Origin of the sequence: Pseudodesulfovibrio sp. JC047 (assembly GCF_010468615.1) — a bacterium.
Classification (GTDB): domain Bacteria; phylum Desulfobacterota; class Desulfovibrionia; order Desulfovibrionales; family Desulfovibrionaceae; genus Pseudodesulfovibrio.
In genome coordinates this window covers 125,902-151,078 of record NZ_WUEH01000005.1, presented here as the reverse complement: position 1 = coordinate 151,078, position 25,177 = coordinate 125,902, and the positions used below count along the sequence as shown (strand labels likewise).

The 25,177-nt window shown below is 48.5% G+C and carries 20 protein-coding genes; 10 read left to right on the top strand and 10 right to left on the bottom strand.

The window, feature by feature from the left end:
- Positions 1-194: 194 nt before the first annotated feature.
- The 8 genes from GO013_RS04915 to GO013_RS04880 form a co-directional block, all read right to left on the bottom strand.
- Positions 195-359: a hypothetical protein gene (locus GO013_RS04915; RefSeq protein ID WP_163808937.1), complete on the bottom strand. Its 165-nt coding sequence runs from the start codon at positions 357-359 to the stop codon at positions 195-197.
- 3 nt (positions 360-362) lie between these two features.
- Complete coding sequence (locus GO013_RS04910; RefSeq protein WP_163808936.1) at positions 363-2,162, bottom strand: type IV secretion system DNA-binding domain-containing protein; 1,800 nt, start codon at positions 2,160-2,162, stop codon at positions 363-365.
- The gene (locus GO013_RS04905) at positions 2,162-3,094 is read right to left on the bottom strand and encodes a helix-turn-helix domain-containing protein (RefSeq protein WP_163808935.1); all 933 of its coding nucleotides are present in this window, start codon (positions 3,092-3,094) and stop codon (positions 2,162-2,164) included. The genes GO013_RS04910 and GO013_RS04905 overlap by 1 nt, the downstream gene beginning before the upstream one ends.
- A complete protein-coding gene (locus tag GO013_RS04900) occupies positions 3,088-3,318 on the bottom strand; it encodes a helix-turn-helix domain-containing protein (protein WP_163808934.1) in 231 nt (76 codons plus the stop codon). The genes GO013_RS04905 and GO013_RS04900 overlap by 7 nt, the downstream gene beginning before the upstream one ends.
- Positions 3,319-3,437: 119 nt before the next feature.
- Complete coding sequence (locus GO013_RS04895) at positions 3,438-4,172, bottom strand: hypothetical protein (protein ID WP_163808933.1); 735 nt, start codon at positions 4,170-4,172, stop codon at positions 3,438-3,440.
- 44 nt (positions 4,173-4,216) lie between these two features.
- The gene (locus tag GO013_RS04890) at positions 4,217-5,362 is read right to left on the bottom strand and encodes a site-specific integrase (protein ID WP_163808932.1); all 1,146 of its coding nucleotides are present in this window, start codon (positions 5,360-5,362) and stop codon (positions 4,217-4,219) included.
- A gap of 27 nt (positions 5,363-5,389) precedes the next feature.
- Positions 5,390-6,100 carry a hypothetical protein gene (locus GO013_RS04885; RefSeq protein ID WP_163808931.1) on the bottom strand — a complete coding sequence of 237 codons (711 nt, stop codon included), beginning with the start codon at positions 6,098-6,100 and terminating at the stop codon, positions 5,390-5,392.
- 330 nt (positions 6,101-6,430) lie between these two features.
- The gene (locus GO013_RS04880) at positions 6,431-6,883 is read right to left on the bottom strand and encodes a superoxide dismutase, Ni (RefSeq protein WP_239057745.1); all 453 of its coding nucleotides are present in this window, start codon (positions 6,881-6,883) and stop codon (positions 6,431-6,433) included.
- A 295-nt stretch (positions 6,884-7,178) separates the two neighbouring features.
- Between GO013_RS04880 and GO013_RS04875 the strand changes: the two genes are divergently transcribed.
- From GO013_RS04875 to GO013_RS04860, 4 genes are all read left to right on the top strand, one after another.
- Positions 7,179-8,540: an L-serine ammonia-lyase gene (locus GO013_RS04875; RefSeq protein WP_163808930.1), complete on the top strand. Its 1,362-nt coding sequence runs from the start codon at positions 7,179-7,181 to the stop codon at positions 8,538-8,540.
- 143 nt (positions 8,541-8,683) lie between these two features.
- Positions 8,684-9,412 carry an amino acid ABC transporter ATP-binding protein gene (locus tag GO013_RS04870; protein WP_163808929.1) on the top strand — a complete coding sequence of 243 codons (729 nt, stop codon included), beginning with the start codon at positions 8,684-8,686 and terminating at the stop codon, positions 9,410-9,412.
- Positions 9,413-9,489: 77 nt separating this feature from the next.
- Positions 9,490-10,314 carry a transporter substrate-binding domain-containing protein gene (locus GO013_RS04865; protein WP_163808928.1) on the top strand — a complete coding sequence of 275 codons (825 nt, stop codon included), beginning with the start codon at positions 9,490-9,492 and terminating at the stop codon, positions 10,312-10,314.
- A 68-nt stretch (positions 10,315-10,382) separates the two neighbouring features.
- Positions 10,383-12,146, top strand: a complete 1,764-nt coding sequence (locus tag GO013_RS04860; protein WP_163808927.1) for an amino acid ABC transporter permease — start codon at positions 10,383-10,385, stop codon at positions 12,144-12,146.
- A 541-nt stretch (positions 12,147-12,687) separates the two neighbouring features.
- Here the strand turns inward: GO013_RS04860 and GO013_RS04855 are convergent.
- Positions 12,688-14,856, bottom strand: a complete 2,169-nt coding sequence (locus tag GO013_RS04855) for a bifunctional (p)ppGpp synthetase/guanosine-3',5'-bis(diphosphate) 3'-pyrophosphohydrolase (RefSeq protein ID WP_163808972.1) — start codon at positions 14,854-14,856, stop codon at positions 12,688-12,690.
- 15 nt (positions 14,857-14,871) lie between these two features.
- Entirely contained in the window at positions 14,872-16,509 is a 1,638-nt protein-coding gene (locus GO013_RS04850; RefSeq protein WP_163808926.1) for a peptide-binding protein, read from the bottom strand.
- 199 nt (positions 16,510-16,708) lie between these two features.
- Here GO013_RS04850 and GO013_RS04845 point away from each other — a divergent pair, with 199 nt between their 5' ends.
- The 6 genes from GO013_RS04845 (at position 16,709) to GO013_RS04820 (ending at position 25,166) form a co-directional block, all read left to right on the top strand.
- Positions 16,709-19,918, top strand: coding sequence for a DEAD/DEAH box helicase (locus GO013_RS04845; RefSeq protein WP_163808925.1), 3,210 nt, complete (start codon positions 16,709-16,711; stop codon positions 19,916-19,918).
- A gap of 87 nt (positions 19,919-20,005) precedes the next feature.
- Positions 20,006-20,896, top strand: coding sequence for a hypothetical protein (locus tag GO013_RS04840; RefSeq protein WP_163808971.1), 891 nt, complete (start codon positions 20,006-20,008; stop codon positions 20,894-20,896).
- A 26-nt stretch (positions 20,897-20,922) separates the two neighbouring features.
- Positions 20,923-21,633, top strand: coding sequence for an SIMPL domain-containing protein (locus GO013_RS04835; protein ID WP_163808924.1), 711 nt, complete (start codon positions 20,923-20,925; stop codon positions 21,631-21,633).
- A gap of 167 nt (positions 21,634-21,800) precedes the next feature.
- Entirely contained in the window at positions 21,801-22,817 is a 1,017-nt protein-coding gene (locus tag GO013_RS04830; RefSeq protein ID WP_163808923.1) for an amino acid ABC transporter substrate-binding protein, read from the top strand.
- 94 nt (positions 22,818-22,911) lie between these two features.
- Positions 22,912-24,066 carry an amino acid ABC transporter permease gene (locus GO013_RS04825; protein WP_163808922.1) on the top strand — a complete coding sequence of 385 codons (1,155 nt, stop codon included), beginning with the start codon at positions 22,912-22,914 and terminating at the stop codon, positions 24,064-24,066.
- A complete protein-coding gene (locus GO013_RS04820; RefSeq protein ID WP_163808921.1) occupies positions 24,063-25,166 on the top strand; it encodes an amino acid ABC transporter permease in 1,104 nt (367 codons plus the stop codon). The genes GO013_RS04825 and GO013_RS04820 overlap by 4 nt, the downstream gene beginning before the upstream one ends.
- Positions 25,167-25,177: the final 11 nt, after the last annotated feature.

Genomic DNA, 25,177 nt, shown 5'->3' with positions numbered 1-25,177 from the left:
ATGAATGTGGAAGAGCTTCCTGCACACCCCACATGCACCGAGAGTCAAGGAGCAATCCTCTTGCTCCTCCTCAATTGGAGAATGATGGACAGTACCACCGCAAACACAAGCCCAAGTTCTGCCAAAATGTATCGAGTGCTCGACCATATTGAGAGGCTTCACCAACTCGCGACGAATACTAAGCCACACCTGCATCATTTAACCGCCTGAGGAGCTAATGAAGGATCTGGAACGAATAAGTCAGAGGGAGCTTCACCTCCACCGAAGACTAGCCCCATAATCACTATCACCGCCAAATTTACAGCTAGAATCACCAAAGGTGCATGGCCGACTACAGAAATCCAATTGATTTTTTTCATTTTCTAACTCACCGGCTTTTCGTGGTTGAAAACCCATGTTGCAAGCTTTTCTTTTTGGAATATCTTTTTCAGCGGCATCCTCGGCCAATGAAGTTGAGTTATCGCTGGAACCCCGCTAACTCTTAAAAACCCTTCCGCGCCACCTCCTTTGAGGTCGCGGGAATGCCTGAGCCCCATTATTTCGCCAGGATTAACAACGGTTTCACGTTGCAAAGAATAATTGACTGAGCTGTTATCATTATTCACTCCTATGCCTTGCCCCTGGCCTTGAAACTGGTGCCCCCGAGATTGCACCTCAACTTCATGAGTCCCAAGTGATTCCGAGGCTTTCTTGGCGTTTTCATGATCGTTCGCTCTGAGCCAGATTTGATTGTTGCATTGGTTCAAGATTGTTTTACAATCTTTTTCCCCATACTTTTGCTCCAACTGCGTCACGTCCTGAGTGCTGACCACGCACCTGAGGCCCCGGTCCCTACCCAAAGTCAGACCACGCTTAAGGTTTGGAATACGTGGGAAATTTGCAACTTCATCCATGAGCAGCCAAATACAATTATCCCCTTCAGGCATTTGCAGTACGCGCTTTATGGTTAGGCTAGCCATGGCAGAGGCCATTGCCTTGGACAGATTCTCAAAGGTTTCATTGAACTGAATAACTAGAAACTGTACATTGTTTTCAGGAGTTTGGAGCCACTGACTCAAAGACCAGTCAGGATCCTTCCCAAAGGCCGCAGCGGCGTCTCTAACCCACTTTCCCACTGAGTTCTGCAACGTGGTCCAAGTGGCTTGAGTTTGGTCAGAGCCACGAGCTATCGCATCAAGCGCCGGACGTGCCGACTCATACCGCCCCAACAATCCAGGGGCCCATTCACCATCGACCTCCTGACCAATGAGTAAGTCAATATTGGTGGTAAATGCTGAGAGATTCGTCCAGGTCAATTTGCCGTCATTGAATAAGCATTGCATGATCGACTGAAAGACGAGCCTTGCCTGTTCCACAAAGAAATCATCCTTGCCTCCTCCACTTTTGTCGGTTGCTCCGGTCTTAAACACCAAGGCCGATGCCAAGACTTCACAATCCTTTGGGTGCTGAATTTCCTTTGAAATATCCCAACGCAGTCCTCTTTCGTCCCACGGAGCCATAAGAGTAACATTTGAGTACTCGGCCAATGCTTCAGTAAAATCACCTTTAACGTCAAAAATAACGCACAGCCCATTTTTCAAACGGGATATATAATTGATAAAACTAGCTAAAATTGCTGCTGTCTTACCAGCCCCAGTCGTTCCAATACTTAAGAAATGCTCTGCCTCAGCGTCCAGAGAGAGTTGTATGGACCCAAAAGATTTTCCAAGTATCCCGCCAGACTGTCCAGGATGGATTTTGAACCCAGGTGTAAATCGTTTATTCTTTTTATTTAGCTTTGCGACCAATCTTGAAAATGCTTTCGGCCTTAAATATTGCATTCCCGCTTTGTGTGTTTTTTCAACATTTGGCGGTGGGAACAGCTCCTCCAAGGCCATGAAAATACAAACGAATGCCGCCAGTCCGAGCGCACAACCAAAGAGCAAATAAAGACGAGGTTCAGGCCAAAAATATACTTGTGTCACAACCTCATGAGCGTGATTGTTAAAATCGACCAACCAAGCAGGGCACCAGCCAATATCGTAATAAAGCCAGCCAACAATTTTTGATAAAGGGAAGAAAGTTAGCCATCCGCCCCAATAACCAGACAGCAATTTAAATGAGATTAGAACTGCAATTGGAAACGCGCCAACGGCAGCAGCTGTTTTTTGTGGATACGTCATTATTTTTCTCCAATATTTTTCAAGAATGATTCAATATATACGTGCGGAATATCGACATCATCTACTGTCACATAGATACTATTAGTGAGAGCCTTCATGTCTTTTAAAAACTTCTCAAAACCGTGATTCTCCAGGCATTTTTTGATCAATAAATCCCATTGAGATTTCTCTTTATCGCGATGGGCAACGACTAGGGCCTCGTCGTATTGTTTTTTGAGACTCTTCAGACATCCAGAACCATTTGCAAAAGCCTTTGCAGTAGCCCGTGCCCACATTTTCGGGCTATCTTTTGTGTTGGAAACAATTCTAATCATTTCACCGACAGCGTTAACCTCTTGCTCCTTAAGAGAAGAAAAACAAGGATCACTAATTGTTTCTTTTGGCTTTTCAGTAAGGTCATTACTTAAGGAATTCGACAGCAAAGTTTGCCTGAGAGGGCTGCTTGGTTTGCCTGAGGGAGCGGCAATGTATTCCTGAGTATGCGGGAACGTTTGCCGTGGTAAGGTGAGGTAAGATGAATGGAAAACGCAATAATAGGAATTGACCATTCCTGCTTCATTCTTCCATACAACAAACCCTTTAGAGCGAAGATTACTCAAGCCATTTCGGACGGTTCTTTCACAAATCCCAATCTTCTTGGAAAGATACTTTTGTCCGGGAAAACAACGACCGTCTTGGCCCGCACAGATCACTAGTTCACGTAAAATCGCCCTTTCTGGCAAACTCAATTCATTATTCTCTCTAATCACATCGAGAATTTTTGGACCAAACCAAGGTAAAGGGATAAACAAATGAACAAAAGCAGGGGCTTGATCTTTTCTCGCTCTTGCAGGAAGATAAATAATATTCCCGTCTACATTCAGCTGGGGAATCAGAGGGGTTGAGACCTGCTTGCCGGCGTTCTCAACTCCCTTTTCTTTTTTCATTAACATGAGCCCCCGCCTTTTCTGGAGAGGCAATCTTCATGTTCGAAAGAGTCAGTTGTATGAACTTTTCCCAAGTTCACAAACAAGTCTAAATCGACCTGATCATACATCACTCTGCGGCCCAATTTGGAATACTGTGGCCCTCGACCATGGCACCGCCAAACCTCAAGCGTCCCTGGACTTAGGCCCAAGTAGTCAGCTGCATCAATAGTACTGAATAATTTTGACATCGATCTACCTCCATGTTGGTTAATTCAACATGACGATAGGCGACTGTCCAAGGCAGTCTACTATGGTTAGAAAAAATAGTAGTTAGACATTTCAACGATGCCTTATGCGAAGTTGTTGGCTACCTAATGAATACGACATTCCAAGCACGTTCTGAATCAACCAATACTCGAGAAGACTGTTTGAACTTTATCTTATGCTCAACCGAATAGTCATAGTAATATTGGGCAAGTTCAAGAAAACCCATTAATCCCTCGGCAAGACTACTAGGGCTCCCTTGTTTTGGAACAATACGATCAAGTGCGATATAACTATCATCTGGTTCAGGCATTTCATACCACGTTAAAGCGGCCCAGAGGTGGGCGACTGGTTTCCATGAAGCCCAAACGTTATTAATAAGATTCTCAGCACTAGTACCGAACTCTTCAAGCATTTTTTGCTCTTTAGCACTATCAATAATCTTCTCAACAGCTTCTTTTAATCCGACCCGATTCACAAAGACTTCTAAAAAAATCATACCGGCAATGTACCCCTGATGTGCAAAAGACTGTAATGAGCCCTTCCCCTCACCTGGAATTCTCTTGGAAAGTAGAAAAAACATAAAGTTCTCCCACGTCCCGAAAGACTCCTCAACCAAAGGAACAAGTACACTACCAGCTCTTTCTTTTGAATAGCCACCATGATCAATTAAGAAGGGAACCGATTGTAAAAGACACCTTGCCTTATAGTGCCCAAGCTTATGCTTGTCCTTTTCTTTTGGAAACAACATCAACCCAGACAATGCGATTGAAATGACACGATTAATCCCAGGATCGTTCACTTCAATTTGTCCATAGTGTATAGGGAATTCTGGCATTATCTCTCCTTGCGACCAACCTAACGCTTACGACACTACCTGTATTATCCCATCAACAATTCGGCAGCCCGATCACTGGCCTGCTTCTTCGTATCAGGTAGGAATTGACCATACCTTTTCGTCATTGAGGAATCTTTGTGAGTCAACAACTCCCCAATCATATCCAATGAGAACTCGCCTGAGTTGGCAAGGGTCACGGCAAAATGATGACGAAGTCCGTGAAAGATTCTAAACTCCTTGGGGAGCTTTGCTTTGGTTTTGATTCTTGTAACCGCAGTGCAAGCGGTTCTCATTACGCCGCCCTTTCCGGGGAAGATGTATGAAGACTGAGGGGAATGCTCATTACGCCACTTGATTTGTGCAGAGAGCACTTTCTTAGCCATTTTATTCATAGGGATTGAGACAGTCTTTCCCCCTTTGGGGGAACGCAAGGTTATGAGTGCCTGTTGAAAGTCTACATCTCTGTTTTCAAGCTTGAATATCTCGCCCCGGCGCATACCTGTGAACATTGCCATTTGAAGCATTCGACAAACGTCCTGCGCGGGCCATTCCTTGAGAACCTTCAAAAATCGTTTGAGTTGGGCAGGAGTGAGGTATTCGACCACTTCATTATCACGCTTGGGCATCTGGATCGTGAATCCCAGAGGCTCACAAAGGCCATTTTTGACCCCGAAGTTGATAATCCGGCGGGTTATCTCCAAACCGCCCCAGATGGAGGCGGCAGACATTCCATCCATTTTCTTTTTTATCCGCTCCATATCCAACGGGCTAAGCTTCTTCACGGGCCGAGAGCCAAGCACAGGGGCAATGTGGTTGTCATATCTTCCCTTGTCAATCTTCGCTCCTTTAGAAGCTTCACCACGAATCTTGAAATACTCGGTGGCAATCTCACTCAAAAGGACATTGGCTTTACGATTCTCCTCACGAAGCTCTTTATGGGTTTTAACCTCCTCCCCATGCCGAGCCTTCTTCAAGCGGTCAGAGCGAAGGTCAGCGGCAATCTGAGGGGTATATTTCTCGGACATCCACCCGACCTTCTCCCATTTGAGTTTACCGTCTAAACGGTAGGCGATATGGTAACAAACGTCCGGCTTACCACGGTAACGTTTAGACCTACTCTCGTAGTAATAGACACCTGGCCAACGCTTCCTATTGACAAGCAACCTTTGCCCAGTATTCTTAGATACCATCTAATCTCCTAGGGATACCCAACTGATTTACAAAGAAACACCACGATCCTGATCAAATTTTTTAATTGCAGAGCTAATTAAACAAAAATACTCATCGAATTCACTCATAACGAAACTCAAATATCCTTTTCGTATCATTAATTCATCCCACTTAATCTCTAGCTCGTCTTTATTCTCAATATATTCTAACAACTTTGAAGACTTACCCTCATCCTGCTCTTCCAGTTGACCAGCGTTATGAGCAAGAAGATTTCTAACCAAACGAATATAATTTAATGATTCCTTTTTCTCTGGGGAACAATTGAATTCATCCTCAAGATACTTCATACAGCTACCAACTATACCAAGTTGCCTATCACGCTTATATTTAATTCCAGAATATTCCTCCATTTTATCCACAACATACTGCAATTGTTTTTCCATTAATCCATAAATCGTTAATAATGCAGAAGATCGATGCAAGGTCGGATAATAGTCGAGAAAAATTTCATCCAAGCAATAGCAACCATCAGAAATCCCCTTATGACTTCTAGTAAGCCAACATCTACTTACAGAGTCACAATTATCATACGGTTCTTCAATTTCATGAGTCTCATCCATCTCACTATTTTCAAAATCACTTGCCATACGTTCAACTGATTTCTCAATTTCAGATATAAATGTATGCACCAAGTCCCCCTCAGGCAGCCCGCCCGAGGCCCACTGGGCTGGAATAAAATTCACCATATTGTAGACCATAGAACATTCCTTCAAATAATAAAGATAAGATATTTTTGATACCGACAACCATTTTTTGCTAACCTATTGCTAACACCTAGATCAATTTTAGGCAATTTCTGAAAAACTGGATTAAACTCAAATCGCAAAACACAACTCAAATTATCCAGTTATTACAAAGGATAAAAAGATAAATTAAACAAGGATAGATTTCGTTAAAGATGTATTAATCTGCGTTCGGGACGCAGAGATCGGAGGTTCAAATCCTCTCATCCCGACCAGATAAATCAAGGCACTTACGAATACATTCGTAAGTGCCTTTTTCGTTTGGGTATATTGTAACCATTTGCACTATTTTTCAGGGTAATATTCCAAGAGTGCCTGAACGGCAGACTCTAGGGCATCCACGGCCTTCATGTCCGCATGTTGTTTGGCCTCCATCGCCGCGAGAATGACTGCATGATGTTTTTTCAAACGTTCCACGTATTCCTTCTGATCGGGTTTGACCCGTTGCGTCAAAAAGTAATCCGCTATGGAACTGATGATCTTTTGCGCATGGCTCTCCTTGTTCATCACCCAACGGACAAACTGTTGTCGAGACTGAACATCCGTCTTGGCTGCCAACTTTTCAAGCATCGTGACCGCCTTTCGAACTGTCGTCACATCCTCCAGCATGGCGGTCACCCGCGCATGATCGTCATAAATTCCGCATGGGACCTGGCAATGGGCTTGAGCCAGGCTGGGTAACACCGCAATCAGAAAACCAAAAATCCCCACCAATCCCACCATCCGCATTTTTGTCATACCGAGTCTCCTTGCAAAAAAAGGGTTCACCTCAATACACTCCTTTACGATGTTGCCATCAATGCGTCCAGTTCCATCGTCAAAACCACAACCACTTTGCCATTTTTCGACATGATTTTCCTCGCCAGCAAAAGACGCCCCCCGGCCTCTCTCCAACTCTTTCTCCCCTAAAAACAGCACAAAATATCAATTCCTTCAAAAAAACACGCTTCGGCCCCACGAAAAACACTTCTCCTCTTTTCTGACTTGTCGTACCGTGTCCTCCACAAAAGCCAAAACTTCACATGGGGACACAATGCCACCAGTTAGAACATCCATATTTCAATTGTTGAAAATCGGCCCAGGCCCTTCCAGCTCACACACTATTGCCCCAATGAAAGCGGGCTATTACTTTATGAAACTGGTTCGCAAACTCCCACGAAAAAAACGTTTGCAAGCTGACAAGCTCCGCATCCGGCTCTTCGGGTCCCTTTCTGCCACAGGTGAAGGGCATGGCACCCGGCGCGCCATCATGTCCGGTCTGCTCGGTTATCTTCCCGACACCTGTCATCCAAATGTGCTGGAGCAGTTTGACGACAAGACTCAGGAATATGAACTCGACCTGGACGGCAAAGCCCTCACTTACAGCCCCGGTTCCATGATTTTCGATGCAATCAAGCACCAGTATTCCCACTCCAATACCATGATTTTCACGCTCATGGCCGGTTCTGAAACGCTGCTGGAACGCGTCTATTACTCGATCGGCGGCGGATTTCTTCACTGGGAAGGCAGAAAAGACCCAAAACGCGGTGAACCAGCTTACCCATACAAGACCATGGCGCAGCTCAAGGAACATCTGCGCGCCAACTCCATGCGCTTGCACGAACTCATTCTGGCCAATGAAAAAGCCATTACTGGCATGAACGAAGCGGAAATTTACCAGGGCTTGGACCACATTGTGGAAGTCATGGAACGCGCCGTTGAACACGGCATACAGACCAGAGGCGTCCTTCCCGGGCCAATCGGTCTGCACAGGAAAGCCGCCATCATGTATGACCAAGCCAAGGCCGAACATTTTCAGGGGCCAGGATTTGTCAAAGCGCTCAATGCCTACGCCCTCGCCGCATCTGAAGAAAATGCCTCGGGACACTGCGTTGTCACAGCCCCGACATGCGGTGCTGCCGGAGTCATTCCCGCCATTGTCTTCATCCTGAAACGCCATATGGGAGCCTTGCAGGACGAAATAAGGGAAGGACTTTTGGCCGCCATTGCCATTGGTTTTCTCTGCAAACACAACGCCTCGATCTCCGGAGCCGAAGTCGGATGTCAGGGAGAAGTGGGCGTCGCCTCGGCCATGGCCTCGGCTCTGCTGGCATATGCACGCGGATACCGTTTTCAAGTTACTGAAAACGCTGCTGAAATCGCGATGGAACACCACCTTGGTCTGACCTGCGATCCCGTTGGCGGCTATGTCCAGATTCCCTGCATTGAACGCAACGCCATGGGAGCGGTCAAGGCATACAATGCCTATTTAATAGCCTCCACCCTCGACGAATCCTACCAAAGAGTGGATCTGGACAAGGCCATCGAAGCCATGGCCCAGACAGGACGCGACATGTCCCGCAAATATAAGGAAACGTCATTGGCAGGCCTTGCACAAAGCGTCACGGAATGCTGATACCACATTTTTGTCAACCAGAGACACTCTAGTGCTAAAAACTTCTTCCATATGATACCAAAACCGAAAATTATTTGCTTACGGCCCCATCTTTTGCTACACAATGCCTTGGCTTTTAGCCTAATCCATCATCGGAGAGACATGTGATTTCTTTCAAAGGCGTCAACAAGTGGTATGGGGATTTTCACGTCCTCAAAAATATCAACCTGAACATTGCCAAAGGTGAAGTCGTCGTTGTCTGTGGCCCTTCCGGCTCCGGAAAATCAACAATGATTCGGTGTATCAACCGCCTGGAACCGATCCAGGAAGGGGACATCGTCGTCGATGGCATGAATGTTTCCGACCCACGGACCAATATGACCCTGCTTCGGGCCGAGGTCGGATTTGTCTTCCAACAGTTCAATCTGTATCCGCACATGACGGTCATGGAAAACATCACGCTGGCCCCGACAATGGTTCGCGGCATGAGTCGTGGCGAAGCGACCACCATTGGCATGGACCTTCTCAAAAAAGTCGATATCCCGGACAAGGCCGGAGCGTATCCCTCACAGCTTTCCGGCGGTCAACAGCAACGCGTTGCCATTGCGCGAGGGTTGGCCATGCAGCCGAAAATCATGTTGTTTGACGAGCCAACATCCGCGCTCGATCCTGAAATGATCAACGAAGTGCTGGATGTCATGAAATCTCTGGCACGAGAAGGCATGACCATGATCTGCGTCACGCATGAGATGGGATTTGCCCGTGAAGTAGCGGACAGGGTCATTTTCATGGATGAAGGCAACCTCGTCGAGGAAAATACGCCTGAAGAATTTTTCAATCATCCCGAAAGCGACCGCACCAAGGATTTCCTCAGCAAGATTCTCAGCCACTAGGCACAGAATATCTACCTTTGTCGAACACTGTGTTCAGCAAAGGTTTTTTTACGGACTCAACCATTGAGGAGAGGTAAATGAGAGTTCTCAAAATCACCGTCATGGCCGCCCTGCTGGTCATGGCCGCGTCCATTGCTTTTGCCGGACCGACCTATGATCGCGTCATGTCCACAAAAGTCGTCAAAGCCGGTTTGTCTAACCAGGGCATCCCCTTCGGCTTCATCAATGACAAAAATGATTGGGTCGGCTTCGATGTTGATATGGCGACAGAAATAGCCAAACGCCTCGGGTGCACACTCGAAAAGACCGTTGTCAACAACAACACCCGTATTTCTTTTGTCCAGACCACCCCCGCCAAAGTGGACATGGTTCTGGCAAATATGACACACAAACGCGTTCGTGACGAAAAAATTGATTTCTCCATCACGTATTTCTTCGATGGTCAAAAATTCCTTGCCAAAAAAGGCATGGTCAAAGACACCAAGGATTTGGCAAAGATGAAAGTCGGCTCCATGCAGGGAACGACCTCCATCGTCAATGCCACTGCCTATTTGAAATCCCTGGGCAACGCCAACCCCAAGGTTGTCGGATATGACGGCGAAGTCGCCATGTTCGAGGCCCTGCGCTCTGGTCGTGTTCAGGCTATCTCCACCGACTCTACCCTCTTGCTGGGGTACGCCGCCAAGGTTCCCGGCCAGTTTGAACTGGTTGGCGAATTCATCTCTGACGAACCGTATGGTGTCGGCCTGCCCCAGGATGACTCCGCATGGCGCGATGCCGTCAACTTCGCAATTCAGGACATCTGGAAAGACGGAACCTACCACAAGATCTACGATAAGTGGTTCGGCCCGGATTCCAAGTATCCCTTCCCCTTGACATCCAAGATCGAAATGTGGCCCTAGGCTCACAATAACGCCCTAACAGGTCCCGAAACTCCAGGGTTTCGGGGCCTCCTTCCATAAAGAGTACAATGATAAAAAGGTATTTCGAGAAAGTCTGGGTTCAAAATGTCGCGCTCTTGGCAATGGTCGGCGCGGTGGTCTATTACTTTGCGGTCATATTCGAATTCAAATATGATTTCGACTGGGCTGTTTTCTTTGTCGAAGGCCAATACGGGCACATGGGGCACTTGCTACTGAACGGCCTGAATTCAACGATCACCATCACCATCTATTCTGCGCTCATCGCCTTGGCATCCGGAACAATTTTCGGCCTGGCACGCTTGTCCAGTTTCAAGCCTGTCTACTGGCTCGCCACCTGTTATGTAGAACTTTTCCGCAATACGCCATTACTCATCCAGCTCTTTTTCTGGAACTTCGCCCTCCCCTATGCCTTCCCGGAAGAAATTCGATTCAAACTCTTTGAAATGGATTTCGAATTCTGGTGTGCCACTGTCGGCTGCGGTATCTTCACTGGCGCTTTCATGGCGGAAATCATCCGCGCAGGTATTCAATCCATCCCCAAAGGATTGCTCGAAGCCTCCTACTCATCCGGTCTCAGTTTTTCCCAAACACTTCGCAAAATCATTCTGCCCCTCGCCTTTCGTGAAATCATCCCGCCTCTGGGCAGCGAATTTCTCAACAACATGAAAAACACCTCCTTGGCCATGACGATCGGTGTCACCGAACTCTTCTGGTCCATGCAGGAAGTGCTTTCACTGACCTATCGCACCTTTGAATCGTTCATTGTGGCCACGGCCATCTATCTCCTGCTCTCCCTGTTCATTGCCTGTATCATGAACATCGTGAACGAACGACTCAAGATCATGCCCCGCGACCAAATAACTATAGTCCGCAAAATCGCCGACACCCTCTTTCTGCCCATCGACTGGATCACCGCCGGTTTGGAGTACGTTTTTTGGCATTTCCGAACATCCCCGGAACAAAAAACAGTCTCTCCGATCACCCGTTTTTTCAAATCATCGTTCAAAACGGTCCTCCTCGGTGCCAAGATTCTTTTCATCGCCGCGCTTGGCTATCTGCTCTATCTCCTCGGATCGGCCTTCCTGAATTTCAACTATGAAATTATCTGGAACAACCTACCAGCACTGCTCATCTGGCGGTTCCCCGGCGGCGATTCTTCAGAATTTTTCATGGGATTGGGCGGATTATCCGGGTCACTACTCATGGCTATTTTTTCCATCTCCGGCAGTTTCATCATCGGACTCTTTATCGGCATGGGACGCACGGCCAAAAACAACGCCATCAAAATCCCCTGCACTCTGTACATCGAGGTTGTACGCGGTGTGCCGCTCGTTCTGGTTATTCTCTGGTTCTACCAGGTCATTCTCGACTTTGTCTTCAAAATCGAAATTCATGCCTTCTGGGCCGGGACCATTGCGTTGACATTCTTCTTCGGCGCATACATCGCTGAAACCGTCAGGGGCGGTATCGAAAACATCCCCGCCGGTCAGGTCGAAGCCGCCAAGGCGTCCGGTCTTTCCTATTTCCAGACCATGCGAAAAATCATTCTGCCTCAAGCACTCAAACAAATGCTGCCCGCTCTGGTCGGCATGTTTATCGCCGCCTTCAAGGACACCTCCCTCGTCTACATCATCGGTGTCATGGACCTGACCCGTGCAGCATACGCCATCAACAACAGGACCATGATCTACCCCTTCGAAATATACACCGCCGTCATTATTCTCTATTTCATTTTCAGCTACGTCATGAGCCTCTACGCAAAACGACTCGAAAAAAAACTCAGTCCAGAAAGCGTTCGAATCGAAATGTAAAAGATGGCTCCGACACCCCTCGCCGGGGTGGCAAGGAATGTCTCCGACGGCCAGAGGGGAACCTCTTGGAAGAGGTTCCCCTCTGGACTCCCCTCCAGAACTTTTTGGCGCGCCTTCGGCGAGGTCCTACGGTATCCGTTGAGTGGGATTAAAGAAACAAGAGGGAAATGAAAGAGGAAATCGTTAAAAAAAGTAAGAGGGCCTTGTAAAAAATACATTTTTTTACAACATTCTTCCAAAAGTCCGACGAATTCACGCTACCGACAGCTTCGAGCGAAGCGAGCGATAAAAAGTTTCGGAAAGTCCAGAGAACCCTTTTCAAAGGGTTCTTTGGTCGCCGAAGGCATTCCTAAAATCCGCATTTCCCACCAAATCGCACGGACTTACGCTGCCGACAGCCCTCGCGAAGCGACCCAAAAAGTTTAAGAGAGTCCAGAGAACCCTTTTCAAAGGGTTCTTTGGCAGGTCCAGAACAGCGTCCTGGTCACGCTGAAAGCGACCGCCGGTAGGCTCCCGCTGAAGGCGCCCCCCGGTCGGGCAATCAGGAAACGCGCAGGGCTTCTTGAACGGCTTTCAGCTTCTTGACGTGTGCCAGGGCGGAATAGAGCTGATTGAGATCTTTGACTTCCACGGTAAAGTGCAATTTGGATGTCCCGTCAACATTGGATTCGAAACTCCCGGAATCAATATTGACTTCCATTTCGGCAAGAATCGAACAAATTTTGCCAAGCATACCGGGCTTGTTGAGACATTTGACCTTGATTTTTGCAGGATACGGTTTTTCTTCAACCCCTTCCCAGGTGACTTGAATCAACCGCTCGTCTTCGAAATTCTTGACGTTGTGACAATCAATGCGATGGACAGTTACACCTCGTCCACGGGTGATGTAGCCAATGATCGGTTCGCCGGGGAGTGGCGTACAACAACTGGCAAATCGTACAAGCACGTTGTCCACACCGGAAATCTGCAAACCATCAGTCTTGGCCTTTTTCTTGTCGGCCTCATCAGCAGTTTTTTCTTTGACCTTCCGCTCATCCAAGGTTTCGCCGTTCATGAGCGCGTACAGCCGCTTCACAACCTTACGAGGAGTAAACCGAGAAAATCCGATCTGGCTAAGAAGATCATCAACACTGCCACAATTGAATTCTTCGGCCAAACGAAGGAACTCACCATCTTTCATGGCCTTTTGCACATTCAAACCAACCCGACGGCCTTCCTTGTCGAGTAACTCCTTGGCAAGAGCGATGGACCGCTCGCGTTCGACAGTACGAATATACTGCTTGATCCGAGTCCGTGCCTTGGCGGTCTTGACGAATTTGAGCCAATCCCGACTGGGCATCCGGTTCTTGTCGGTGATGACCTCGACGGAATCCCCATTTTTCAAAGCGGTATGCAATGGAACGATACGGCCGTTAACCTTTGCCCCGGCACATTTGTCACCGACCTCGGAATGAATGGCGTACGCAAAATCGACTGGCGTAGCCCCGTCCGGCAACTCCTTGATATCACCGTGAGGCGTAAAGACGTAGACTTCTTCCTGAAACATCTCCAGACGCAAGGAAGACATGAACTCACGGGGGTCGGAAAGCTCCCGTTGCCAATCCATGATCTGCTTCAGCCAGGTATACCGCTCGGCATCACGCGTACCAGTGGTTTTCCCTCTTTTACTCCCCTTCCCAACTTCTTTGTACTGCCAATGCGCCGCAACACCATATTCGGCGATTTGGTTCATTTCTTCGGTTCGAATCTGAAATTCGATACGCTCCCCTTCGGGACCGATAACCGTGGAATGAAGCGACTGATACATATTCGCCTTGGGAATAGAAATATAATCCTTGAAACGTCCGGCGACCGGCCGCCACACCGCGTGAATCAATCCAAGAACAGCATAACAGTCCTTCAATGACTTCAAGATGATACGAAAAGCGATGAGGTCAAAAATCTCGTCAAATGTCAGCCCCTGCTGCTCCATTTTGACATGAATCGAGTGAAGATGCTTGGTCCGTCCATAAACCCGCCCCTGCATCTTGTTCTGCTTGAGCATCTCATGAATCAGCTCGATAACCTTTTCAATGTAGGGTTCACCAGCGGCCCGATGTTCGGACACAGCTTCACTCAGCTGAGAGTAGACATCAGGCTTGAGATACCGCAGACAGAGGTCTTCCAACTCAGTTTTGACCCGGTGCAAGCCAAGACGGTTGGCGAGTGGCGCATAGATATCCTGCGTTTCCTGAGCGATAAGCCGCTGCTTGACCGGCTTCATGAACTCCAAGGTACGCATGTTGTGCAGCCGATCCGCCAACTTCACCATGAGCACACGAATATCCTCTGCCATGGCAAGAATGAGCTTACGGATATTCTCGGCCTGCTGGACGGCTTTGGACTCGAAATCCATCTTGCTGATTTTGGTCACACCATCCACGAGATCGGCCACATCAGCCCCAAAAAGATCTTCGATTTCATCAACCGTAGTATCCGTGTCCTCCACCGTATCATGCAATAACCCTGCGGCCACTGAGGCCTCATCAAGCTGCATGGTAGCCAACAGGTACGCCACATTCATGGGATGAGAAATGTACGGCTCTCCGGACCGACGCACCACACCGTCATGGGCCTGTGCGGAAAAGACATACGCCCGTTGAATCAAATCCAAATCGGGATTGTCGATATATGAGGCCACCTTGTCGGTGATCTGATTGATGCGAATCATAATACTCATTACTTCCTAGGGCTGTCGCTGCAAGGACCGGGGTATCCACCACTTTTCAAAATTGTAGGAGATTCCGGCCGGAGCCGCTTTTATATTCTGCACCCGAGCCTGAACAATCGGCAAGGACTTGGATACATACAAAAAACAATATGGCACGTCATCGAACAAAATCTGTTGAATTTCATCATAAATAGGCTTGCGATCTTCCTGCTTCACCAGATGACGACCTCGTTCCAATAACTCATCCAATTCAGGGTTCATGTATCTGGTAAAATTCAATCCACCGTCAACCGCCATGCTTGAATGCCAGACATTATAGATATCAGGGTCTTGTGTAATATTCCATCCTAAAATAATTGCATCAAAACGCCCTTTATCCACGAATTCCTTGATAAAAGCGGCCCATTCCACGATGCGAAGTTCTACCTGAATCCCCACATCCAAAAGACGTTGCTGGAGGATAACTCCCGTCTTGATTCGTTGGCTATTACCCTGATTGGTAATAATGGAAAAGGAAAACGGCACCCCGTCTTTATCCAAAAGGCCATCCCCATCGGAATCAATCCAACCGGCTTCAGCCAAAAGGGCTTTTGCCTTGGCCGTGTTGTACTCCCGAGGATTGATCGCCGTATTATATACCCAGGTTCCCGGTTTATAGGGACCATTGGCAGGCTCGCCCAGCCCATATAACACCCCTTTGACAATTTCGCGCCGGTCAATAGCATAATCAATGGCTTGACGAACTCGCACATCCTGAAAAAAAGGATGCTTGAAATTAAATCCGAGAAAGGAATAGCCAAAGGCCAGAAATTCGAACTTGTTGAAACTCCTGTCCCACCCTGCCCCCGAGGTTTGATACAGGTATTGCAATGGAGTAAGACTGACGGAATCAAGATTACCAGCCTTGAGTTCCAGAAACTGCGTGGCCGTATCGGGTATGAATCGATACACAACCGTATCAATAAACGGCTTGCCTTCAAAAAAATGCGGATTGGCTTTTAAAACAATCTGGCTGCCAGGAACCCACTCCTTGAGGATATAGGGACCGGCTCCAATCGGTTCCCGACTGTATTTCGTGTTGAGCAGATCTTCCCCTTCCAACAGATGCTTGGGCATGATGTCCATGGCCCACGTGACCAACGCCTTGGCAAAAGGCTGATCGTACTCCACCTCAAACGTAAATTTCCCAGTACGCCGAAAGGCCTTCACCAACTTAAAATTTCCGGCATAGGCCGTTGGCGTCTTTGGATCAATCATCATTTTATAGGTAAATTCAACATCTTCGGCAGTCAACTGCACACCGTCAGACCAAAAGATATCTTCACGCACCTTGAATTTTAAAAAAGTGCCGTTACGCAGTACCTCATAGGATTCAGCGGCATACGGCACCAAATTGATATCCTTATCATATTTGAATAAACTGACATAAATCTGCGATGCCACAGAATGAGACGAACTATCCGAAGAAAGTGCTGAAATCAAATTGCTTGGTTCACCGAGCATAGATTCGACGATACGCCCACCATCTTCTGGCAAAAGAGGAATATCATGGAGACTTACTGGCTTGACAGGTGTTGCCGGACGGTTAGAATCGGAACAGGATCCGACAAAAATCAAGCACAATATAAAGATAAACAGATGAATGTGTCTCATTTTTCCTTGCAAAACGAACATGGTTGGACCATATAATGATACGAGCGTGGCATTGTTTGGTGAGTATGAACCAATGGTCTTGAAAAGCCAAGGGGACAAAGTGTCTGTGAACACATATATCATACTTGCCCATTGGGAGAGATATATGTAAATAGGCCTGTCCTATTTCACAGAAAAAACATCATTTCACGGGTTTTGAATGAGTACTGGCGAAGAACAAATAGTAAAATCCATAGTGCAGAAATTTCTGGCAGACAGTGTTCCTGACTATATCCTGGAAAGTGCACAAGGCATTGTTGCGGACGGTGGGGTCAAGAAACTTGATCTCAAAAAACGCGACCAATACTGGGATGTTGATGGTCAGGTCGAAGGTGACGATTTCCAAAATTACACATCGGAAATCGGCCTGAACCTGACTGACAAGACAGTCAATTATTACTGCAACTGTCCGGATTCCTTTTCCGGCGTCTGCCGTCATGTCGCAGCCACAGCAATTAAGCTCAAGAAATCGCTCAATGCGGATTCAACGGATGAAATGCCCATTCCCCGAACGGATTGGCGTCAAACTTTCCGCCCATTTTTCGCGACAGAACTGGAACCTGAAGCTGGCCGGCATTATATCATCTATAGGATCTACCCAGAGCCAGGTCGCCTTCAAGTGGCTTTTTTCCGTGCTCGACAAAACAAATCAGGTATTTCCCAAGTCCAAAACGAAGTGACATTGACGCAAATCGTCGAGAATCCGGATTGGTGTGAGACCTCTCCAGCTCTGCCCGGCGTCATCGAACAAATCGGTCATTATCTGGATTATTGGGGACATAAAGTCGAAATACCGGCTGGGCTGCACTCCTGGTTCTTCCGCGCGGTCAAAGGCGAGTACTATTTGTACCTGCGTGAAACCGACAAACCCATTTCCATCGAATCCAAGACCATGCAGCTCAAACTGTCACCAGCCTTGAGTGAAAACGGTTTGGACTTCGACATTCTGCTGGCTCGGGAAGACACCATGCCCTTCCCGATCACCGACGAAGAAGAAATCTTTTTTTACGGCAGACTGCCGCTATGGGTCTATTACAAGAATTCATTCTATCCAGTACAGACCGGGCTTGATCCAAAACTGGTTCAATCCATGGTCGAAAAAAAACCCATTGTTCCCCACGCCGACGTTTCAGAATTTCTGGACCGGGTCTGGACACAAATTCCTGTATCCGACTTGTATGGTCAGGAAGACTTCCTCGAACGCGTCGGCCCGATCTTTCAGGATGCCGATTACAACCCCAAGTTGTATCTCGACGAAGAAGGAAGCCTGCTCGTTCTCAAGATTCAGAATATCTACGAAAACGAACACGGGGAACACGTCATGGCCGGCCCCAACCCGGACCTCCAGACAGGCAGCTATCACGAAGGCGGAAAATCCTATCTCATTCGCCGTGCGCAGGACGAAGAAGCCCGCTTGTTCGCTGAATTACAGGCCATGAACTTCCAGGCAAGAAACAATCAGACCTGGTTCATGGAACAGGAAGAAGCCATCACGTTTCTGCTCGACCATTACCCGCAACTCGTTGAAGCCTACCGAGTCTATGGAGAACAGAACCTGACCCGGTACAAAGTCCGCACCACGCAACCGCAGGTTGTGGCCGAAGTCGAGACCGATGAAGATGAAAAATGGTTCAATCTCGAACTGTCCGTGGAATACGACGACCAAAAAGTCCCCATTGATATCATTTGGGAAGCGTGGACCAAAGGGAAACGCTACGTTCAACTCAAGGACGGTTCGTACACCAGTTTGCCAGAATCATGGTTGAATAAATTGGGCCACAAGCTCAAGGCTCTTGGTTTTGATCCGGAAAAAGCACCCAAGCAGCAGTTCAACCAGTTTGAAGCTCCTGTGCTTGAAAAAATCCTGGAAGATCTGCCACAGGCTCAAACCGACGAATTTTTTGTCAAATTAAAAGAAAAGATCAATAATTTCGATGAAATTAAAATGATCGACCAACCCAAGGATTTACAGGCGACACTCCGCCCGTACCAGGTTCAGGGTCTCAGTTACATGAACTTCCTTCGTGAATACGGTTTCGGCGGTATTCTGGCAGATGAAATGGGCCTTGGAAAAACAATCCAGACCCTGTCATACCTGCAATCGTTGACAGATCGGGGTATCAAAGGACCGAACCTGATTGTCGTGCCGACATCCGTTCTTCCCAACTGGGAACGTGAAGCCCAAAAATTTGTCCCGGATCTCAAACGATTGACGATTTATGGAGCCAAACGCGAAGGGTTATTCCAGCACATCAAGGATTCACAGCTCGTCATTACCACCTATGCACTGCTCCGCCGTGATTTGGACGAACTGCTCAAATACGAATATGTCTCGGTCATTCTTGATGAAGCACAAAATATCAAGAATCCCAATACGATCACAGCTCGTTCAGTCCGCAAACTCGACGCAGGGCTGCGTGTCTGTCTGTCTGGTACGCCTATTGAAAACAACCTGTTCGAATTATGGTCTCTGTTTGAATTTCTCATGCCCGGATTTTTGGGGTCACAACACTCCTTCCAGCGCGGTATTGTCAAACCGATCAAGGACGGAGACGAGGAAACGCTGGACTACCTGCGGACCCGCGTCAAACCGTTTATCCTGCGGCGCACCAAGGCTGAAGTTGCCAAGGATCTGCCACCCAAGATCGAAACAACGCATTACTGCGAATTGGTGGATGAACAGCGTGAACTGTACAACGCGCTGGCGACAAAACTCAAAAACCAGGTCCTTCAGGATGTCGAAGAAAAAGGCATGGCCAAAAGCCAGATGTCCATTCTCGACGCCCTGCTCAAGCTCCGTCAAATCTGTTGCCATCCCCGTCTGCTCAAACTCGACATTCCGGGTGTGTCCACCAACCTGCCCTCTGGTAAATTCGATGCCTTCAAGGATCTGGTCGTGGATATCATTGAAGGCGGTCACAAAGTGCTCGTTTTCTCCCAGTTCGTACAAATGCTCCATGTCATCCGCAACTGGTTGCAAATTCGGGAAATTCCGTTCTCCTATCTTGACGGCTCGTCCAAAGACCGTTTCGATCAGGTGGATCGATTCAATGACAACCCGGATATTCCCATCTTCCTCATTTCTCTCAAGGCAGGCGGCACGGGCCTGAACCTGACCAGTGCAGACTACGTCATTCACTATGACCCGTGGTGGAACCCGGCCGTGGAAAATCAGGCGACAGACCGTACCCACCGTATCGGACAGAAACGACAGGTCTTTGCCTACAAGATGATTTGTCAAAATACTGTGGAAGAACGCATTCTTAAATTACAAGAACAGAAAAAGGGTGTGGCCGAAGCAATCATTCCAGGACAATCCGCGCTCAAGAGTCTAACTCGCGACGACTTGGAAATGTTATTTGAAATATAACGATCCTCTCACGGAAAAGTCGGACGGCTTTTCCGTGAGACGGTCTCAAACCGACGAGCAAAGCTGCCATCGCAGACGGGAACCATGATGAACAATCCCATGAACACCATCTATTCCTGGGCGACATACCTTTTTGACCCAATCCACTATTTCTGGGAAAAAGACAGCACCCAACGGGCGGTTGCCGGTATCCTCGTGGTGGTCTTCATCCTCGGGCTAGGCACCATTGAACTGAAGCGACAGGGGCTCCTCACCGGACATCTCGCCACACTGATCCCGACAAGTCACTACATGGCCATCAGTCTGGCATTCACGCTGGTACTCATTCTGGAAGTGATCGGCCTAATTTTCACGTTGCCATGCTCCATTTCAAAAGCCGTTGGCAAACAATTTGAAATATTGGCCCTCATTCTGCTACGAAGTGCTTTCAAGGCACTGGCTGATTTCCCCGAACCAATCACCATCACCGGCCATGAAAAGGAACTGTGGATTCTGCTTGCCGACGGCGGTGGCGCCATTGCCATATTCGCCCTCCTCGGAGTCTACACCCTGCTTCGCCGTCATTTGGATGAAACACTGAAGGGCGGAGAAAGACTCTTCAAATTCGTTGCCTCAAAAAAAATTGTCGCGCTATTCATGCTGGCCATTTTCATTGGAATGGGCATCAAAAATGGCCTGCTGTTCATTCACCACGAGCCGACTTTCCATTTTTTCCAAAGCTTTTATACCGTTTTGATTTTCAGTGACATCATGCTGGTTCTCATTGCACAACGTTTTCTCCCGGAATTTCGAGCAGTCTTTCGCAACTCGGGTTTTGCTCTGGCCACCCTCCTGATACGCCTTGCATTGACCGCCCCTCCCTATTATAATGTGTTGATCGGCATTGGTTCCGCACTCTTTGCCTGCATACTGACGCTTGTCTACAATACCTTTTATTCCAGCTCGTCACGGTATGTTCGCATTCGAAAATCAAAATAAGCAATCACTAAGAGCAGAGGTATTCCATGGATCAAAAACATTCAATTCAAACAATCCTGGCCGGAATCGTCCTGGCGCTCGGTCTTGTTGGCGGGTGCTGGATACTCGGCAACGCCCTGGTCGAATTCAAGGCCATGGACCGATACGTCACTGTCAAAGGCCTTGCTGAACGCGAAGTTGCCGCCGATCTCGCCATGTGGCCCATCAGTTATAGTGCCGGGGCAAATACACTCACTGCACTCGATGCCGAATTGGCCCGTTCCCAGGCCGCGATCATGCTTTTCCTCAAAGAACAGGGGCTGGGAGATGCCGAAGTCATGACCGCCGCCCCACGTATCCAAGACAATCAGTCCATCATGGGCAATCGTCAGCCAGCCGAACGGTACCGAGCCGAAGCGGTTCTGACTGTCCGTTCAAACGACATTGTCAAGGTTAAAAAAGGCATGGCCGCTGCCGGAGCATTAATTTCACGCGGGGTTCTACTCATTCAAAATTATGAATTTCGTCCGACGTTCACTTATACAGGGCTGAATTCCATCAAACCGGACATGATCGCCGAGGCCACTCGTGACGCCAGAAAAGCGGCCAAACAGTTTGCTGAAGATTCCGGGTCCAGCGTCGGGACCATTCGTCGCGCCACACAAGGATATTTCAGCGTTCAGGATCGGGATCGATATACACCGGAAATAAAACGTATTCGCGTTGTCACCACGGTGGATTACCTGCTGCAAAATTAATCTGTTTCAACAAGAGTGCCCGCCAGTCTTTTTTGTCTGTGCGGGCAATATTTTGCCTTCCTCCCGTTGACACCGATACCACCTATTTGTAACACATCCATACCATTCATTTCCGCAAATATTCAAAATCATCTATCAATCACATCATCATTTTGAAAGGAGAGAGCATGAAACTTTTGGGTAAACTGTTGTTGACGGCCCTGCTGGTCGCTCTGGCATCCACAGCCATGGCTGGCAGCCTGGAACGCATTCAGGAAAACGGCATCCTGACTTTGGGTGTCAGTGAAGGTGTTGCCGGATTTTCCGCTCCGGATTCCAATGGACGTTGGACCGGCTTCGACGTCGATATGGGTCGAGCTGTCGCCGCTGCCGTTCTGAAAGATCAGGACGCCATCAAATTTGTTCCCCTGGCATCCAAACAAAAAATTGTTGCCGTGTCTTCCGGCCAGGTTGATCTTGTTTCCAGGACCACCACCTGGACCATGAAACGCGACGGCAAACAGGGCGTGGACTTCACGGTCGTGGTTTTCTACGATGGTCAAGGCTTCATGGTCAAAAAAGAATTGGGTGTCACCAAAGGGTCAGAACTTGACGGAGCATCCGTTGCCGTTGTTTCCGGCACCACCAGTGAACTGAATGTGGCCGATTTTGCCCGTCAGAACAACATCACTCTGGAAACCGTCGTCTTTGACAGCAAAAAGGAAGCATTCAACGCCTATATTGCCGGTCGGACAGACGCATTCACTACAGATGTCAGCCAGCTGGCTTCCCTGCGGACCAGTGCACCGAATCCCGACGCACACATCATTCTCGCTGAGACCTTTTCAAAAGAGCCTTTGGCTCCCTATGTCCGCCACGGCGACAACCAGTGGAAAGACCTGGTAACCTGGGTCCTGTACGGTCTTATCGAAGCAGAAGAAAAAGGTATTACTCAAGCCAATGTTCTGGAAATGAAAAAGACCTCCAACGACCCGGTTGTCAAGCGGATGCTCGGCGCAACAGGCGATATCGGTTCTTTCGTCAATCTGGACAAGGACTGGTTGGTTCGCGCCATTCAGGCTGTTGGTAACTATGGCGAAATCTATGATCGGCACTTCGGTCCCGAAACCGCAATGAATATTCCCCGTGGTCACAACGACCTTTGGACTCGCGGCGGTCTGCTCTACGCTATGCCCATTCGGTAATCGACAATCGTATCATTCAAGCAATAACCGCACTGGACGGGAAATTCTCGTCCAGTGCGGTTCCATTGTTCACATCAAACTCCAGTAGTGTGTAATGTCACCGACTTCCGACTTCAAAAATCAGCTTCCTGTCATCCTGATGCAAACGCTCGTGATCGGCGTGGTCATCTATATGGCGTTGCAGCTCTTCTACAACACGCAAGCCAATCTCGAAGCACGCAATATTGCGTCCGGATTCGGCTTCATGTCTGTAGAAGGCGGACTGCCCATTAACGACACTCTCCTGCCCTATGAGCCTGCCGACACCTATGGATATGCCTTTCTCATGGGGGCATTGAACACGATTTTCGTTTCAATCATCGCCATTGTCCTATCGACCATACTCGGCATTATTGTGGGATGCGCCCGCGTTTCCAGCAATTGGCTCGTGGCCAAAATCGGAGCCGTCTATGTGGAAACACTGCGCAATATCCCTTTATTGCTGACCCTCTTTTTCTGCTATTCCGTGGTCATCGTCTCCCTTCCACACCCTCGGAAAAGCCTGGTTCCTTTTGAGGATATCTTTATCAACAATCGAGGAATCTTTCTCCCTCGCCCGGAATGTCAAGATGGCATGACCTGGGTCTTTATCGCCCTCGCCATTGCCATCATCGTTTCCATCGGCATTTTCCGCTCTTCCAAACAACGACGGGACACAACGGGAAAAGGACTTCCATCCGGATGGATGACACTCGCTCTCTGCATCGGACTTCCCGGATTGACATATTTTCTCGCTGGACAGCCCGTCACATTTGATATCCCGGTTCTCAAAGGATTCAACTTCAAGGGCGGCATGGTCCTCAGACCGGAATTCTCCGCCCTGCTTTTCGGACTTGTTCTCTACACCGCCGCATTTATCGGCGAAAACGTCCGAAGCGGTATTCAATCAGTCAATAAGGGACAACTCGACGCGGCCAAGGCACTGGGACTCAAACCCAGCCTGATTATGCGCAAGGTCATCCTCCCGCAAACGCTCCGGGTCTGCATCCCAGCCACAACCAACGACTACGCCAGTCTCGTGAAAAACAGTTCACTGGCTGTAGCCATTGGCTATCCGGACATGGTGTCCGTCGGCGGAACCATCATCGGTCAGAACGATCAGGCGATCGAAGTCATCGGGCTGTGGATGGCGGTCTATCTGTCCATCAACCTGCTCATATCTCTCGGCATGAACTGGTTCAACTCCAAGGTACAAATGGTGGAACGATGAACCTCGAACACAAAACACAGCTTTTTACTCCCACACCGCCTGCCCCTGCACCGATCGCGGCAACCGGCGTTATCCATTGGCTTCGCAAAAACCTGTTTTCCAGTTGGACAAATTCCATTTTAACCATCTGCTGCCTGGCACTGCTTGCCAAATGTATTCCCCCGCTTCTTTCCTGGGCTCTGATTGACGCGGTCTGGTCCGGCGATCCTGCAATGTGTACCAATGACAGTGGTGCGTGCTGGGCCTTCATCGGTGCCAAATATCGCATTCTGCTCGTGGGAACCTATCCCCCTGAACTGCTTTGGCGGCCTATTGCTTCTGCCCTGCTCTTCGCGGGTGTCATTGCAGCAACGGTCTCGGGATGCTGCAAAAAACGACATCTTTTCGCGGCGTGGCCACTGCTGCTTATCGTCATTCTCTGGTTTATCGGTGGCGGCGCAGGTCTCAAGGAAGTGGATCAATCCATGTGGGGCGGGCTGATGCTCAGTCTCGGACTGGCAGCGGTTGGTATCCTGCTATCCATCCCGTTCGGCATTCTGCTGGCTCTCGGCAGACAATCAAAAATGGTTGGTATCAGTACTCCCTGTATCGGATTTATTGAACTCATCAGGGGTGTCCCGCTCATCACCATCCTGTTCATGGCCTCTGTCATGATGCCGCTGTTTTTGCCCGAAGATTTGCAGATCAACAACCTGCTCCGGGTCCAGATTGGCATAATTCTGTTCTCGTCCGCATATATCGCGGAAGTGGTCCGAGGTGGCCTGCAAGCCGTCTCCACAGGACAAACCGACGCGGCCAAAGCCTTGGGACTCAGTTCATGGATGGTGACCCTCTTCATTGTTCTCCCTCAGGCTCTACGGCATGTCCTTCCGGCCCTGATTGGACGGTGCATCGCCCTGTTCAAGGATACGTCACTGGTCATCATTGTCGGACTACTCGACTTTTTGGGTATGGCAAAAGCCGCCTCCCAGGATCAAATCTGGCTTGGTCACGATGCCGAAGGGTACGCCTTCTGCGCGATCGTGTACTGGTGCATCTGTTTTGGCATGAGCCGCTATGGTCGTTCTCTCGAAAAACGCGGCCCCAAAAAAAACAACTGATAAGGCTGAAT

What these genes read in the sequence shown, in the direction of transcription:
- GO013_RS04915 (WP_163808937.1), bottom strand. Translation starts at nt 359, where the DNA reads ATGAAAAAAATCAATTGGATTTCTGTAGTCGGCCATGCACCTTTGGTG.
- GO013_RS04910 (WP_163808936.1), bottom strand. Translation starts at nt 2,162, where the DNA reads ATGACGTATCCACAAAAAACAGCTGCTGCCGTTGGCGCGTTTCCAATT.
- GO013_RS04905 (WP_163808935.1), bottom strand. Translation starts at nt 3,094, where the DNA reads ATGTTAATGAAAAAAGAAAAGGGAGTTGAGAACGCCGGCAAGCAGGTC.
- GO013_RS04900 (WP_163808934.1), bottom strand. Translation starts at nt 3,318, where the DNA reads ATGTCAAAATTATTCAGTACTATTGATGCAGCTGACTACTTGGGCCTA.
- GO013_RS04895 (WP_163808933.1), bottom strand. Translation starts at nt 4,172, where the DNA reads ATGCCAGAATTCCCTATACACTATGGACAAATTGAAGTGAACGATCCT.
- GO013_RS04890 (WP_163808932.1), bottom strand. Translation starts at nt 5,362, where the DNA reads ATGGTATCTAAGAATACTGGGCAAAGGTTGCTTGTCAATAGGAAGCGT.
- GO013_RS04885 (WP_163808931.1), bottom strand. Translation starts at nt 6,100, where the DNA reads ATGGTCTACAATATGGTGAATTTTATTCCAGCCCAGTGGGCCTCGGGC.
- GO013_RS04880 (WP_239057745.1), bottom strand. Translation starts at nt 6,883, where the DNA reads ATGACAAAAATGCGGATGGTGGGATTGGTGGGGATTTTTGGTTTTCTG.
- GO013_RS04875 (WP_163808930.1), top strand. Translation starts at nt 7,179, where the DNA reads ATGCCACCAGTTAGAACATCCATATTTCAATTGTTGAAAATCGGCCCA.
- GO013_RS04865 (WP_163808928.1), top strand. Translation starts at nt 9,490, where the DNA reads ATGAGAGTTCTCAAAATCACCGTCATGGCCGCCCTGCTGGTCATGGCC.
- GO013_RS04860 (WP_163808927.1), top strand. Translation starts at nt 10,383, where the DNA reads ATGATAAAAAGGTATTTCGAGAAAGTCTGGGTTCAAAATGTCGCGCTC.
- GO013_RS04855 (WP_163808972.1), bottom strand. Translation starts at nt 14,856, where the DNA reads ATGATTCGCATCAATCAGATCACCGACAAGGTGGCCTCATATATCGAC.
- GO013_RS04850 (WP_163808926.1), bottom strand. Translation starts at nt 16,509, where the DNA reads ATGAGACACATTCATCTGTTTATCTTTATATTGTGCTTGATTTTTGTC.
- GO013_RS04845 (WP_163808925.1), top strand. Translation starts at nt 16,709, where the DNA reads ATGAGTACTGGCGAAGAACAAATAGTAAAATCCATAGTGCAGAAATTT.
- GO013_RS04840 (WP_163808971.1), top strand. Translation starts at nt 20,006, where the DNA reads ATGAACAATCCCATGAACACCATCTATTCCTGGGCGACATACCTTTTT.
- GO013_RS04835 (WP_163808924.1), top strand. Translation starts at nt 20,923, where the DNA reads ATGGATCAAAAACATTCAATTCAAACAATCCTGGCCGGAATCGTCCTG.
- GO013_RS04830 (WP_163808923.1), top strand. Translation starts at nt 21,801, where the DNA reads ATGAAACTTTTGGGTAAACTGTTGTTGACGGCCCTGCTGGTCGCTCTG.
- GO013_RS04825 (WP_163808922.1), top strand. Translation starts at nt 22,912, where the DNA reads ATGTCACCGACTTCCGACTTCAAAAATCAGCTTCCTGTCATCCTGATG.
- GO013_RS04820 (WP_163808921.1), top strand. Translation starts at nt 24,063, where the DNA reads ATGAACCTCGAACACAAAACACAGCTTTTTACTCCCACACCGCCTGCC.